A 13,243-nucleotide genomic window follows, 5' to 3' on the forward strand; every position below is an offset into this window, starting at 1 on the left:
TGAATAACCCCTGTAAAATAATTCTTCTTTTTCCAGGTGACTTTTCTTCAAGGCTTCGTCACACAGAAGAAAATTTTTAATTATAGGAACCATATGAAACACGTAATTTCTGTTGCCCTTCTGATGTTATTTGCCGGAATAGCAAATGCTCAAGACCCTCCTCAAGCAGTGCAAAAAGCCGTAAAAGCATTGTTTGGAAATGCGGAAGTATTGCAATGGGAACACAATCCCAAGGCCTATGTGGCTTTTTTGGAAAATGGTGAAGAATATCATTATTGCAGGGTGGAGTCCAATGGAGTATGGACCGACAAAGGCGTTTATGCCTTCTTGGAAGATCTGCCTGAAGCCGTGCAAAACAGCATCGAAAACCTATCCGGTATCGCTGCCGAAACAGGTGAGTTTTATACTGCTTCTTTAAAGAATGGAGATACTGCCTATATGGTGTTTGTAGATGATGGCTTGGCCAAAAGTAGCTTTTTAGTAAATGCCGAGGGAAAAGTACTGAGGAAAGAAAGTTTTCCGATGCAGATGGAGGCAGATGAAGATTATGAATAAGGCCTGACCCGGTTTGGAAAAAACACACAATTGAAGGTATCAATTTATACGGCAAAAGGCAAAAAGGAAGAGTTGGTCTTTTTGCCTTTTTCCGATTCGCATTATTTGAACTGTACATAATGGAAGAGGAATTGTTGCCAAATGAAAATACACTGGCAAATTTAACCGGCGATTTTTTTGATTCGCTGGCCTTTCAAGGGTATGCCCTAGTCAAAGATTTTTTGACTCCTGAAGAAGTCCAAGGCTTACAAAAAGGAATTTTTGCGCAATATGAGCAAGGCTTACTGGATAAAGCCGGAATTGGGAAGGATGGTGAACATCATGTAAACAAACAGGTAAGAGGAGATCTGATTCAATGGATTGACTCTTCGGTAGACATGAAAGAATTATTGCCGGTACAAGAAAAACTGAAGGCTCTTCGCGAAAGGCTGAACCGTGAGTGTTTTTTAAGTTTAAAAGAGGTGGAAATGCATTTTGCCATGTATCCGGAGGGCACATTTTACAAAAGGCATAAAGATCAATTTAAACAAGATGACCACCGGAAAATTACCTTTATTTGCTATCTGAATCCGTATTGGGAAGCCATGTACGGAGGAGCACTTCAACTGTATCTACCTCAAAAAGACGGAACGGAACAAACCATCCAAGTGCTTCCGGAAGCAGGGAAATTAATCTGTTTTCGAAGCGACTTGCTGGAGCATGAAGTCTTGCCAACCAACCGGCAACGTTACAGTCTGACAGGTTGGTTTTTGGATCAGTTGAAAGAAGTATATCTTTAAGCTCAGTCACGTATCAAGAGGGTGGAAACCCATAAAGTATTCCACCCCCTCAATCCTTCAATCCTTCAATCCTTCAATCCTTCAACCCTTCAATCCTTCAACCCTTCAATCCCTCCACCCCTTTAGTCCTTGTAAATACCTACATAAGCTTCTTCCCCTTCTTTGAGACAAGCCCGGTACATGCCTTTCGAGTTGAACACCATTTGAATATTGCTGTCTTTATCAATGGCAATAAGGCCTCCTCTTCCTCCCATTTTGCTTAGCTTTTGATGCACTACCCGTTCACAGGCTTCTTGCAGGGAAAGTTGGGCATATTCCATCAAGTTAGAGATCTCATGTGCGACTACGAGCCGGAGAAAATATTCGCCATGACCGGTACAGGAGATGGCGCATGTTTGATTGTTGGCATAAGTACCGGATCCGATCACCGGGCTGTCACCGATTCGTCCGAAACGCTTATTGGTCATTCCTCCGGTAGAAGTCGCGGCGGCCAGGTTGCCTCTCCGGTCTATGGCCACTGCACCTACGGTACCGAATTTTTTATCGGTAACCGCAATATCATGGTCCAGGGCGATATGATCATGACTGCGGGCCTTGAGCCATTGTTTGTAGCGGAGTTCGTTAAAAAAGTATTCTTTGGTTTCCAGTTCTATCTCATTGCCAATAGCAAATTCCATAGCCCCTTCTCCCGAAAGAAAAACATGTTTGGATTTCAACATGACTGCTTTGGCCAACAGAATAGGATTTTTCACCAGTTTTACACTGGTGACTGCCCCGGCTTTAAGGTTTTTTCCCTCCATTAAAGAAGCATCCATCTCGTGTTCCCCATCATGGGTGAAGACGGAGCCCTTGCCGGCATTAAAGAGTTCGTTGTCTTCCAAATTAACGACTGCTTCGGTAACCGCATCGATGGCAGTGCCACCTTTCTGTAACACGCGATAGCCTTTTTGTAAAGCGGTCTGTAAGCTTAGTTGATAAGCTTTTTCCTTCTTGGAGGAAAAATGTGACCGGGAAAGTGTCCCGGCTCCCCCATGGATCGCAAGTGCAATTTTTCTTTTCAAGTTTGAAGCATTCATTAATTTTTAATAAGTAGTAAATTTATATAAAAAAATATTCTACTTTTAGCCCGGAGAAAAAGTTCTCTTGTGGAAATAAGGAGTTGACATACAGGAGCGGGCAGTTGAATTCTTATCTCAAAGCAAAGGGCTGTTCTCCAACCAAATCTTTAAAACTTAATCATTAAGAAACTCTTTCATTTTTGTTTAACTTTTTTCGGATTTTGTAAAGAATGAAAAAACTGTCAAAGGGGTATATTATACCCAGCGCAGCCTTGACCATTTCGAAGAAGCAGATTAAAGGATATATTCCTATGGAAAAGGCTCCGGAGATCGGAGATGTGATCTACGGCAGTATTGATTTGATTGGTCAACATCCTTCCTTGGAGAATGGCTCCGGGCGGATTCACAATGTACACCAAGGCACTAAAGCACTTTTCGTATTCGGCAACCGTTATGCACCGGACTATTACGAAGGCGTCATTCCTTCCGAACCGGTAGAAGCGGTGGACTTGCTGGCTCGTTCCGGGCTGGTAGGAATGGTAAAGACCCGAAGTACTAAAGTAATTGATCCTACCCGGGTAAAAGTATTAGGCTATGCCTGTGATGCGGAAGGACAGATCTTAAATACTACGAATTTTCCCATTATTATTCCTAAAAATAATGAGAAGAAATTTCCCCGGGCAAAAATGATTCTGGTCGTAGGTACGGCTATGAATTCCGGAAAGAGCATGGCGGCAGTGTCTTGTTGTTGGGCGCTTTCGGCAGGGGGAGCTACCGTTAGGGCCTCCAAAGTGACCGGAACGGCCAGCTTGAAAGATATTTTGCATATGAACGATGCCGGAGCCAGCCCGTATGCGGATTTTACCTTTTTGGGATACCCTTCTACTTACTTGCTGAAGGAAGAAGAGATGCTCAAAATATTTAATTCCTTGGATCTGAAGTACGCCAACAACCGGGAAAATTATTGGGTGGTAGAGCTGGCCGATGGAATTAACCAACGGGAAACAGCTATGCTACTGAACTCCCCGGAAGTCCGTTGCCGGATTCATAAATTGATCTTTTGTGCTGCCGATGCTTTTGGAGCGATCGGTGGGTTAAATGTATTGAAAAATAAGTTTGACCTGGTGCCGGATGCTATCTCAGGTGTGTGTTCCAGCTCCCCATTGCACGTACAGGAGTTGCAGGAGTTTACCGATATCCCTGTGTTTAACAGTATGGATATTGATTCTGCTTATCTGATGCGCTTGTTGGGAGGAAAAAAGAACAGCCGTAGGAAGAAAGAAGTAGTATAAACTAGTGCGGGATCCCATGTCTTCAACTCTTGGGATCCCATTGATACAAAGTTTGGTGTATAATGCCTGAAAAAATCCGTTGAGGAGCTGAGTTTTTAATTTTGAAAAGAGTGCTTTCATTGTATAAAATGACGTTTATTATGTATTTCATTCAAGTAGAAAAATAGCTATCTTTCCTCCTTTTTCCTGTCCGAAAAAGTATCATCATGCCCCTGTATCAACTGCATTTTGCGCAGCAATTTTCCTGTTTGTGCATCAATACGGTAAATCCAGGCATCGCCTAAAGTAGGCTCGTCTTTATCAGGTTTGGGTTCTTGCACAAACACTTCCCAATAGTAAAGGGTATCCGTGACGGTAGCCTCCCACTCCCTATCAATACCAAAGATACTGTCTTTCTTGGGCTTGAGTTTTTCAGCGATCATCAAAGCTTCTTTGAAACAAATTGGATAGTTGTTCGCATGTCGATGATCGATTACTTGGGTGATATTACCCAAGGAGTCGTAATTCTTTACTTCGACAAGAAAATTTCCATCAACAGAAAAAGAAGAGCTTTTAATTGAACCATTTGTTCTATATATCATTGTTTTTGAAATAAAGTTCTTTTTATCTGTTATGCTTCTAATTACCTTCAACTCTTTATCATTAAGAGATTTAGTTACAAAAACCATATCTTGAAAATTATCACCTTCTTTTGACATGATTACCCTTGAAAAAGGGTAATCAGGTTCTTTGATATTGGCAAATAGTTGTGGATCGATCCTTTTCTCTTCCTCTGTAATCATCATATCAAAACCACAAATATCATCCGTTTTTAGATAAGACTTGTAAGGAATGCAACCTGTGAGAAACACCAAAAATATTGCTATTTTTTTCATCGCTATTATTGGGTTAAGTTGCTGTTATGTAATCGTTGCCACTGCCATTTGTAAGTATGTTTAGCTGTATTATTGTAATCTATATAATTATCCGTCTTGGTGTAAGTAAACTTATGACTTGCTTCCTTAACAAAAGTATGGGCAAGCCCTATAGCATGCATTACTTCATGAGGAATTTCCTGGAATGATTTATCTGAGAAATTTGGGGTAGTATTTAAACCATAAGTGGAACGGTAAGAGCTGGCAAACTCATAAAAACGGATCAAGGTTTTAGGCCTTAATCCGTTTTTGTTATCCGAAAAGGAATCATCATGGAGCTGTATCATCATGCCCCTGTATCAACTGCATTTTGCGAAGCAATTTTCCTGTTTGCGCATCAATTCGGTAAATCCAGCCATCGCCTAAAGTAGGCTCGTCTTTATCAGGTTTGGGTTCTTTCACAAACACTTCCCAATAGTAAAGGGTATCCGTGACGGTAGCCTCCCACTCCCTATCAATACCTAAGATACTGTCTTTCTTGGGCTTGAGTTTTTCAGCGATCATCAACGCTTCTTTGTAACAGATTGGGTATTTATCTACTTGTCGGTGATCGATTACTTGGGTGATATTACCCAAGGAGTCGTAATGAGTTTCCTTGCCAACTATTAATCCCCCCATTTCATAAACAAAATATATTAAAGAAACCCGTCCGTTTGAATCGTAATTAATCCACTTGCTTATTTGAGACGTTTTATTAGTCCTAGAAAGAAAATACCCACCTAGTTTATCTTGATATTTATAAGTAACTAAGGTGAAGCCCCCACTATCTATCTTAATACCTTGTGTTAAATCCCCATAAATACTAGGGTTATAGCTTTTCTCTTCTTCTGTAATTGTCATATCAAAACCACAAATATCATCCGTTTTTAGATAAGACTTGTAAGGAATGCAACCTGTAAGAAACACCAAAAATATTGCTATTTTTTTCATCGCTATTATTGGGTTAAGTTGCTGTTATGTAATCGTTGCCACTGCCATTTGTAAGTATGTTTAGCTGTATTATTGTAATCCATATAATTATCCGTCTTGGTGTAAGTAAACCGATGACTTGCTTCCTGCACAAGAGTATGGAGAAGCCCTATGGCGTGCATTACTTCATGAGGAATTACCTGGAATGATTTACCTGAGAAATTTGGGGTAGTATTTAAACCATAAGCGGAACGGTAAGAGCTGGTAAACTCATAAAAACGGATCAAGGTTTTAGGCCTTAATCCGTTTTTGTTATCCGAAAAGGAATCATCATGGAGCTGTATCATCATGCCCCTGTATCAACTGCATTTTGCGCAGCAATTTTCCAGTTTGTGCATCAATACGGTAAATCCAGGCATCGCCTAAAGTAGGCTCGTCTTTATCCGGTTTAGGTTCTTCTATACACACATCCCAATAGTAAAGCGTATCTCCTGTCGAGTTTATTTTCCTTCCACGGTCGATGGATAAGATACTATCCTTCTTGGATTTGAGCTTTTCGGCAATCAATAAAGCTTCTTTATAACAGATTGGGTATTTATCGGCTTGCCGGTGATCAATGACTTGGGTGATATTTCCCAGTGAATCGTAATAGGTTTCTTGGCCTATTTCAAAACCACCTTTTAATGGTTGAAAGTAGACATGTTTAATACTACCATTAATTGAATATCTAATTATTTTAGATACTTTACTCTGTTTATCAGTTTTATCAACCACATATCCTTGATTACCTGGATATTTATATATCTTCAAAATAAAGTTACTACTATCAATTTGATGTAATTCTTGCAAGTTTTTGTATTTCTGTACATCAAACTTTTTTTCACCTTCTGCAATCGTCATATCAAACTGACAAATCATGTCATTGTTGATATACGATTTATATGTGATACAACCAGTCAGAAAAAACAAGCATACTACACTGATATATTTCATAGGTTAATTGCTTAAGTTACTATCATGAAGTCTTTTCCATTGCCATTTGTAAGTATGTTTAGCAGTATTATTATAATCCATATAATTATCCGTCTTAGTGTAAGTAAACTCATGACTTGCTTCCTTAACAAAAGTATGGGGAAGCCCTATAGCATGCATTACTTCATGAGGAATTTCCTGGAATGATTTACCTGAGAAATTTGGGGTAGTATTTAAACCATAAGCGGAACGGTAAGAGCTGGCAAACTCATAAAAACGGATCAAGGTTTTAGGCCTTAATCCGTTTTTGTTATCCGAAAAGGAATCATCATGGAGCTGTATCATCATGCCCCTGTATCAACTGCATTTTGCGCAGCAATTTTCCTGTTTGTGCATCAATACGGTAAATCCAGGCATCGCCTAAAGTAGGCTCGTCTTTATCAGGTTTGGGTTCTTGCACAAACACTTCCCAATAGTAAAGGGTATCCGTGACGGTAGCCTCCCACTCCCTATCAATACCAAAGATACTGTCTTTCTTGGGCTTGAGTTTTTCAGCGATCATCAAAGCTTCTTTGAAACAAATTGGATAGTTGTTCGCATGTCGATGATCGATTACTTGGGTGATGTTACCCAAGGAGTCGAAATAGATACCTTGACCTATTTTTAGGCCTCCATTGACATATGTAAAATAAACGTATCTTATATGTCCATGTGCATTATATTTCGTCCATTTAGAAATATTTGTTGGCTTATCAACTTGCTTTATTACATATGTATATTTGTTATTACTGTACTTTCTATATTCTTTTAAAATACTTTCATTATCCGTTATAGTTAAATTACCCTTAGTTAAAAGACTATCATACTTTGTGAAATCTAAGCATTTTTCTTCTTCTGTAATTGTCATATCAAAACCACAAATATCATCCGTTTTTAGATAAGACTTGTAAGGAATGCAACCTGTAAGAAACACCAAAAATATTGCTATTTTTTTCATCGCTATTATTGGGTTAAGTTGCTGTTATGTAATCGTTGCCACTGCCATTTGTAAGTATGTTTAGCTGTATTATTATAATCCATATAATTATCCGTTTTTGTTTGTTTAAAGATATGATCCTTACTTACATCTTTTTCCGTATTTTCCGGAAAAGTATGCGGTAGCCCTAGTGAATGCATCACCTCATGAGGAACCTCTTTATACGGTTTGTTTTCATTGTTTCCCAGGAAAAGTACACAAACATTACCTTTCGAAATCCCATTTTTATAATTTACCTTTTCTTGATTAGTTGTATTAGGTTCATTACACTCCAAATTGGTAAGGTAGACATAAATGACATTGTCATTAATTTGCTGTCCATTTTCACGTTGATGTAAGATTTTTAAACGCTCTAATAATATCTCTCTACCAACAAAACTGGTTTGTATTTTATTTGGCTGCCCACCTACGTAAATTCTATCATCATTATAGTTAACCACTCCAAAGTCTGAGTCTAACTTAAGTTTTGTAACATTAAGTTCTGAAACCTGGCTTTCCAGTTGGCTAATGGTTTGAGTAAGCTCGCTTACATCAGCTTCCGGATTTTCTTTGGCAACTCTTAACTCTTCTTGTTTTTCCGCCAAGGTTGTTTCTACTTCTGACAGTTCTTGAGTACGAGTGGTCTTTTCCTGAGCCATTTGTTGCCGGATAGTCGCCAGGTTACTAATATCCAAGCCTTCCAAATCTTGTGCATTATTATGAAAATTGACATCCAACAACATAGGATTAAAAGCTGCTTGAAAAGAAGCTCTTAGTTGTTGGATATCAGCCACGTCGTCTATTTCATCTCTATCACTTCCATCCGTTTTCGTTTCCACTGCCACAAACTGTACATTAAAAGATTTTGGATCGGGATAAAACACATTCAACACACCCACTACTTGGCTACTACCTCTCACATGGGCTTTGATCTTCAGGCGGGCAGGGGCTGTATTGGTGGCATTACAGGTAATCCGGATTTCCTTGAGGCCTTTCTTAAAATCTTTAGTAGCATCTCTCAGTTCATCTGGTTCGGAGAAGGTAAAATCATCATGTGGATCAAAAGCAATCCTGTCGTACTCTTCCAACACACTTTCCTTTTTCCATTTGAGTTTGAGGGTAATGGTTTGTCCCTGCCGGATGCTGATCCAGGAAGGGTAGTATTCGTCTCCTTCTATTTCCAAGGGAACAGGGGTAAATTCCCGTTTAAGAGCCTCTACATCGGATTCGCAGTTTTGTATCAAGCTATTGCTCAATTCGGTAAAACCAAAAACCCCGTCTTTATAGTCACTGCTCTGAGGGGTGAACTCAATCCGGCATTGTCTTACTCTTATAGGAAGTTCTAAATCCGGAATGACCAAACAGTTGTCCGGATTGCCTGATTCATAGATAATTGCCATGTTTAACTCTAGTTTAAAGGTGGTACCATTCAAAAAAATACAGGAGAAGATGAAGGTTAAGCCTTTTTCCTTTCCACTTCAAGTTCTATTTTAAGAACATCACTCGTGATGGAAACCCCACGTAAAATATCGTCCTGGAGCAGTTGCCCCCGGTGTTTGAACTGATGTTTCTCATTAGCCAGGTTCAAATCCAACGTTTTACCAATATTGTCCCGGGTTTCGATTACCAGGTACACCGTCCCGTTTTCGATTGCTTTCAAGTGCTTCCCATCCACATCTTCGTAATGAGCGGAGATCAAACGCAATTCTTCCTCCGGGGCAATAGTCGTCACCGGGGTATTCTGGGCACTCAGGTCGGTTTCCTTCCAGTAATGCTCCAGGATTTTATATCCTCCATCGTAGAGGATGGCCGGGGAGAGCTTGATTTGGGTAGTCATCGGTTCGCCATTTACCCCGTTAAAGTGGTTTTTGAAAAAGACGCAGTGTACATCGTAGAGTTCGAAGACCCGGCTTTTGCTGTCTTGCGTCACCGGGGAAACGACAATTTTTACTTTTTTCACCATGTCCATGCCTACCGACCAGGCAAAAAAGCTTTGATCGGAAGTGGTTTCGAAGGTGATGTCAAATAAGGTACCGTTGGGTTTTCCCATCGGTTTGCCGTGTTCGTCTACCGAACGGGTAAAGCGGAATTTGAAGTCAAGAATGTTAATTTCCTTATCCTCAACATACATTTTAGCAATGAGGCTCATTGGATTACTTGATTTAACGTTTCAACATTTATTTAGGCGAAGGGTACTGTATTTTAAATACCTTAAATATTGGTAGTATCCCTCAAATGTAGCAAAGGTTTTCCTAAATGTAATTGCCTAATAAAAGGTAGGGAGTATGCCCGATTAAAATTGCCTCAAACGCTGAGAGGCAATCACGGATTGGGGGAGGTGAAAATAGCGATTGTAATAGTGTCCGCGTTGAGGGTATGAAGTTCCGGATGCAGGTTGGTTCGGTGGAGCTCTTCATGTGAAGATACCGGTAAAGCATGTTTAAATTTCATCTTGTAATAGCAAAAACGAATTTTAAACATGCTCTCACGATACCCACCGTTTGTATGAATTATTTAACGCCAATCGTCATCTTCGTCCTCGTCATTGTCTTCAAAATCTTTTGGCATGGAAAACATGCTACTCAACAGGTCTTTGAACTCGACTTTGGCTTCCAGTACACTTTTGCTTAGCAGTGAATATTCGGCTAAACCATGTAAGGCAAACTCCATCAGGAAATATTGCTCTTCTTCCGGGTAGTTAGGAAATTTTTTCCGGATCAATTCCGCGAGTCCCGGCACCTTTGATATAATATTCCGGTACTCTTGGTTAGAGGCATCATTGAGCAAATCAATTTTTTCGCCATCGCCAAACCAATCGATAATGGTTTTATAACTATTGGATTTGCTCTTCTTTTCCTGTTCGGGATTGGGAAAATAATTGGCAAACTGTGTGCGAATGGCCTTGCCGATCAGGTTTTGGGCCACTATGCCGGCCCCCTCTTGTTCCCCCTCGTAGACGAGTTCCACCTTTCCGGTGATGGCGGGAATCACTCCCCAAAAGTCCGATACCCGTACATGCGTTGAAGCCTCTCCATTCACCAGAGCCCTGCGTTCTGCGGCACTGATCAGGTTTTCGTAGGCCGTGATGGTAAGCCGTGCCGACACACCGCTTTTTTCATCAATGTACTCACTATTTCTGGCTTCGAAGGCAATTTGCTCGATCAGGTCTTTGGCCAGCTCATTGGCACTTACCCGTTGTGTTTGTTCTGGGTGCAATTCGGCTTCCTGTCCGGTGATCCTTTTTCCGATTTCAATACTTTGAGGGTAGTGGGTAATGATCTGGCTGTCGATCCGGTCTTTAAGCGGGGTGACAATACTGCCCCGGTTGGTATAATCTTCGGGGTTGGCAGTGAAAATAAACTGAATGTCCAAGGGAAGGCGCAATTTGAACCCCCGGATTTGAATATCGCCTTCTTGCAAAATATTGAACAAAGCTACCTGTATGCGGGCTTGCAAGTCGGGTAACTCATTGATAACGAATAAGCAACGGTTGGAACGGGGGATTAAGCCATAGTGAATGACCCGCTCATCGGAATAGGGAAGTTTTAAACTTGCCGCTTTGATAGGGTCCACATCTCCGATCAGGTCCGCTACGGACACATCCGGAGTGGCGAGCTTTTCGGTATAGCGCTCGTCCCTGTGGAGCCAGCTCACCGGAGTTTCATCGCCTTTTTCCTCCACCAAGTCCCTGCCATACCGCGACAAAGGTTGTAAAGGGTCATCGTTAAGCTCGGAGCCTTCAATCACAGGAATGTATTCATCCAGCAATTGGGTCATCATACGGGCCAGCCGGGTTTTAGCCTGACCGCGAAGGCCTAACAAATTAATATCGTGCTTGGATAAAATAGCTCTTTGCAAATCGGGAATGACCGTATCTTCAAAGCCGAAAATTCCTGAAAATACTTCCTTATTTTGCTGCAATTTATAAATTAAATTATCCCTTAACTCTTGCTTGATGGGCTTTGACCGGTAGCCCGTCTTCTTGAGTTGGCCTAAGGTGTGAACAGTCGATCTCAATTCAGCGTAATTCATTTAGTTTACAGTTTTGTGGGCAACTATAGTAGAAGAAACATTTGAGTAATTGTAGTGTTTTTCTTAGGGCAGTAAATCCATGCTTTCAGTGTGTGTTTACTTGAAGGCAGGCGGATTTGCGAACTTTTACCAACCCCATGACAACCTTTTACAACTTCAATAAAAATTTGCAAAATGCAAAATAGACGGCTCTCCTTAAGCACAGGAAATGTACCGGAGATGAATGCCGCCATGCTACCCATTGCGCGCTTATTTTTCAAATCTAAAAAATACCATTTCCTGTTTCCTTTTATGAGTAGCAGTATACTACTCGGGAGAGATGTTTTTTCGCTTGTGATGTATCATTTTTCAATGGATTAGGGTGGTATTTTGCCGGGAAAATTTTTACCGGAACACCTGTTTGATAAAGTTAGCTACTTTGCATTTCAGCTACTTAAATGTATGGAAAAGTTTATAGAAACCATGGTGTTTGACTAAAAAAACAAAATGAAGAAACCCCAAAACACGCTGTTAGAAAAGTGCTTTGGGGTTGTATATAATGTATCCGGATGGTTAAATATTAGAGCGTAACCGTCAGATATTCAATCGTTCCAGTTTTTCTTGGTTGATAATGGTAATTCCCCGCCCGCTGATTTCAATCAGTTTTTCATCTTTAAAATCTGACAAAGTACGGATCAGCGTTTCTTTGGCCGTACCCACAATTTTTGCCAGGTCGTCCCGGGTGATATACATTTTAAAGTCCGGTTTGTTGTCCGGGTTTTCACGGGAGCTGATGTACAACAAGGCTTCAGCCACTCTTTGTCTTACTGAGCTGTAAGCGAGCTTTAATAGTTTTTGTTCGTTGGCCATCACTTCATTGGATAGCATTTTGATAAATTTATTGGCAATGTCCCGGTTGGATTCCAGCAAGGTAAAGAAATCTGATTTGGGAATGATGCTCAACTCACAATCTTCCATGGCCATGGCCGATTCGGGATGTTCGCTGTTTTCCAAAAGAGCGATGTAGCCCATAAAGTCCCCTTCGTTGTGAATTCCGGTGATGTATTCTTTGCCATCGTCATTGGTTTTATAGGTTTTGACCTTCCCCTGATTGACAAAGTACATGGCATTGGCATAATCCCCTTCGTAGAAGATAATATCCCGCTTTTTATAATGGCGTTGTTTGCGGTCTTTGGCCAGCTCTTCCATGCCCGTTTGGCTTTGGGCATCTTGCAAAAAGGAATCAAAGCCTTCCTTACTTTTAGAATACGTATTTTTTAAAATATCACTTTTGCGTAAGCGGCTTTCAATGGCATCCAGAAGCTCTACATCGTCAAACGGTTTGGTGAGGTAATCATCGGCTCCCAGGTTCATCCCTTTGCGAAAGTCAGTTTTTTCGGCCTTGGCAGTGAGAAAAATAAAGGGAATACTGGCGGTTTCGGGTTCTTTGCTCAAAATAAATAAGACGCCAAAACCATCCAATTCCGGCATCATAATGTCACAGATGATCAAATCCGGTTTTACTTTTTTGGCGGATTCTACCCCCACTTTTCCATTTTCAGCCGTAATCACTTCAAAGTTGGAGAGTTCGAGGATTTCTGCCGTATTTTCCCGCATTTCCGGGTTATCTTCTATCAATAATATCTTTTTCTTAGCTTCCATACGATTCGGATTAATGATTTGCCCAAAGTTGACCGGCAAATCAGGCCATATGTCGATTGAATGTAAATTTATAAAA

15 protein-coding genes are annotated in these 13,243 nt (G+C 40.7%); 3 read left to right on the plus strand and 12 right to left on the minus strand.

Features of this window, described 5'->3' with window-relative positions; genetic code table 11:
- The first annotated feature begins 93 nt into the window (after positions 1 to 93).
- Together AAG747_RS10590 and AAG747_RS10595 are read left to right on the plus strand one after the other, a co-directional pair.
- On the plus strand, positions 94 to 555 hold the full coding sequence (locus AAG747_RS10590; protein WP_346821136.1) for a PepSY-like domain-containing protein: 462 nt from the start codon (positions 94 to 96) through the stop codon (positions 553 to 555).
- A 119-nt stretch (positions 556 to 674) separates the two neighbouring features.
- The gene (locus tag AAG747_RS10595) at positions 675 to 1,334 is read left to right on the plus strand and encodes a 2OG-Fe(II) oxygenase (RefSeq protein ID WP_346821137.1); all 660 of its coding nucleotides are present in this window, start codon (positions 675 to 677) and stop codon (positions 1,332 to 1,334) included.
- Between the two features lie 122 nt (positions 1,335 to 1,456).
- Here AAG747_RS10595 and AAG747_RS10600 read toward each other — a convergent pair whose 3' ends face one another.
- On the minus strand, positions 1,457 to 2,395 hold the full coding sequence (locus AAG747_RS10600) for an isoaspartyl peptidase/L-asparaginase family protein (RefSeq protein ID WP_346821138.1): 939 nt from the start codon (positions 2,393 to 2,395) through the stop codon (positions 1,457 to 1,459).
- A 227-nt stretch (positions 2,396 to 2,622) separates the two neighbouring features.
- Here AAG747_RS10600 and AAG747_RS10605 point away from each other — a divergent pair, with 227 nt between their 5' ends.
- On the plus strand, positions 2,623 to 3,684 hold the full coding sequence (locus AAG747_RS10605; protein WP_346821139.1) for a hypothetical protein: 1,062 nt from the start codon (positions 2,623 to 2,625) through the stop codon (positions 3,682 to 3,684).
- A 167-nt stretch (positions 3,685 to 3,851) separates the two neighbouring features.
- Here AAG747_RS10605 and AAG747_RS10610 read toward each other — a convergent pair whose 3' ends face one another.
- From AAG747_RS10610 to AAG747_RS10660, 11 genes are all read right to left on the minus strand, one after another.
- A complete protein-coding gene (locus AAG747_RS10610) occupies positions 3,852 to 4,559 on the minus strand; it encodes a hypothetical protein (RefSeq protein ID WP_346821140.1) in 708 nt (235 codons plus the stop codon).
- Between the two features lie 5 nt (positions 4,560 to 4,564).
- Positions 4,565 to 4,888 carry a hypothetical protein gene (locus tag AAG747_RS10615; RefSeq protein WP_346821141.1) on the minus strand — a complete coding sequence of 108 codons (324 nt, stop codon included), beginning with the start codon at positions 4,886 to 4,888 and terminating at the stop codon, positions 4,565 to 4,567.
- On the minus strand, positions 4,869 to 5,528 hold the full coding sequence (locus AAG747_RS10620; RefSeq protein WP_346821142.1) for a hypothetical protein: 660 nt from the start codon (positions 5,526 to 5,528) through the stop codon (positions 4,869 to 4,871). Before AAG747_RS10620 ends, AAG747_RS10615 begins: the two co-directional genes overlap by 20 nt.
- 5 nt (positions 5,529 to 5,533) lie before the next feature.
- A complete protein-coding gene (locus tag AAG747_RS10625) occupies positions 5,534 to 5,857 on the minus strand; it encodes a hypothetical protein (RefSeq protein WP_346821143.1) in 324 nt (107 codons plus the stop codon).
- Positions 5,838 to 6,500, minus strand: coding sequence for a hypothetical protein (locus tag AAG747_RS10630; RefSeq protein WP_346821144.1), 663 nt, complete (start codon positions 6,498 to 6,500; stop codon positions 5,838 to 5,840). Before AAG747_RS10630 ends, AAG747_RS10625 begins: the two co-directional genes overlap by 20 nt.
- 3 nt (positions 6,501 to 6,503) lie before the next feature.
- On the minus strand, positions 6,504 to 6,827 hold the full coding sequence (locus tag AAG747_RS10635) for a hypothetical protein (RefSeq protein WP_346821145.1): 324 nt from the start codon (positions 6,825 to 6,827) through the stop codon (positions 6,504 to 6,506).
- The gene (locus tag AAG747_RS10640) at positions 6,808 to 7,476 is read right to left on the minus strand and encodes a hypothetical protein (RefSeq protein WP_346821146.1); all 669 of its coding nucleotides are present in this window, start codon (positions 7,474 to 7,476) and stop codon (positions 6,808 to 6,810) included. The genes AAG747_RS10635 and AAG747_RS10640 overlap by 20 nt, the downstream gene beginning before the upstream one ends.
- 5 nt (positions 7,477 to 7,481) lie before the next feature.
- Positions 7,482 to 8,894: a coiled-coil domain-containing protein gene (locus AAG747_RS10645; RefSeq protein WP_346821147.1), complete on the minus strand. Its 1,413-nt coding sequence runs from the start codon at positions 8,892 to 8,894 to the stop codon at positions 7,482 to 7,484.
- Between the two features lie 56 nt (positions 8,895 to 8,950).
- Complete coding sequence (gene tssD / locus AAG747_RS10650; RefSeq protein WP_346821148.1) at positions 8,951 to 9,643, minus strand: type VI secretion system tube protein TssD; 693 nt, start codon at positions 9,641 to 9,643, stop codon at positions 8,951 to 8,953.
- A 365-nt stretch (positions 9,644 to 10,008) separates the two neighbouring features.
- On the minus strand, positions 10,009 to 11,526 hold the full coding sequence (locus tag AAG747_RS10655; RefSeq protein ID WP_346821149.1) for a MoxR family ATPase: 1,518 nt from the start codon (positions 11,524 to 11,526) through the stop codon (positions 10,009 to 10,011).
- A 573-nt stretch (positions 11,527 to 12,099) separates the two neighbouring features.
- Positions 12,100 to 13,167 carry a response regulator gene (locus AAG747_RS10660; RefSeq protein ID WP_346821150.1) on the minus strand — a complete coding sequence of 356 codons (1,068 nt, stop codon included), beginning with the start codon at positions 13,165 to 13,167 and terminating at the stop codon, positions 12,100 to 12,102.
- Positions 13,168 to 13,243: the final 76 nt, after the last annotated feature.

It is taken from the genome of Rapidithrix thailandica (assembly GCF_039710355.1).
Lineage (GTDB): Bacteria > Bacteroidota > Bacteroidia > Cytophagales > Flammeovirgaceae > Rapidithrix > Rapidithrix thailandica.

Excerpts from the sequence above, each read along its gene's own strand:
- AAG747_RS10590 (WP_346821136.1), top strand. The coding sequence starts at position 94 with ATGAAACACGTAATTTCTGTTGCCCTTCTGATGTTATTTGCCGGAATA.
- AAG747_RS10595 (WP_346821137.1), top strand. The coding sequence starts at position 675 with ATGGAAGAGGAATTGTTGCCAAATGAAAATACACTGGCAAATTTAACC.
- AAG747_RS10605 (WP_346821139.1), top strand. The coding sequence starts at position 2,623 with ATGAAAAAACTGTCAAAGGGGTATATTATACCCAGCGCAGCCTTGACC.
- AAG747_RS10610 (WP_346821140.1), bottom strand. The coding sequence starts at position 4,559 with ATGAAAAAAATAGCAATATTTTTGGTGTTTCTCACAGGTTGCATTCCT.
- AAG747_RS10615 (WP_346821141.1), bottom strand. The coding sequence starts at position 4,888 with ATGATGATACAGCTCCATGATGATTCCTTTTCGGATAACAAAAACGGA.
- AAG747_RS10620 (WP_346821142.1), bottom strand. The coding sequence starts at position 5,528 with ATGAAAAAAATAGCAATATTTTTGGTGTTTCTTACAGGTTGCATTCCT.
- AAG747_RS10625 (WP_346821143.1), bottom strand. The coding sequence starts at position 5,857 with ATGATGATACAGCTCCATGATGATTCCTTTTCGGATAACAAAAACGGA.
- AAG747_RS10630 (WP_346821144.1), bottom strand. The coding sequence starts at position 6,500 with ATGAAATATATCAGTGTAGTATGCTTGTTTTTTCTGACTGGTTGTATC.
- AAG747_RS10635 (WP_346821145.1), bottom strand. The coding sequence starts at position 6,827 with ATGATGATACAGCTCCATGATGATTCCTTTTCGGATAACAAAAACGGA.
- AAG747_RS10640 (WP_346821146.1), bottom strand. The coding sequence starts at position 7,476 with ATGAAAAAAATAGCAATATTTTTGGTGTTTCTTACAGGTTGCATTCCT.
- AAG747_RS10645 (WP_346821147.1), bottom strand. The coding sequence starts at position 8,894 with ATGGCAATTATCTATGAATCAGGCAATCCGGACAACTGTTTGGTCATT.
- tssD (WP_346821148.1), bottom strand. The coding sequence starts at position 9,643 with ATGAGCCTCATTGCTAAAATGTATGTTGAGGATAAGGAAATTAACATT.
- AAG747_RS10655 (WP_346821149.1), bottom strand. The coding sequence starts at position 11,526 with ATGAATTACGCTGAATTGAGATCGACTGTTCACACCTTAGGCCAACTC.
- AAG747_RS10660 (WP_346821150.1), bottom strand. The coding sequence starts at position 13,167 with ATGGAAGCTAAGAAAAAGATATTATTGATAGAAGATAACCCGGAAATG.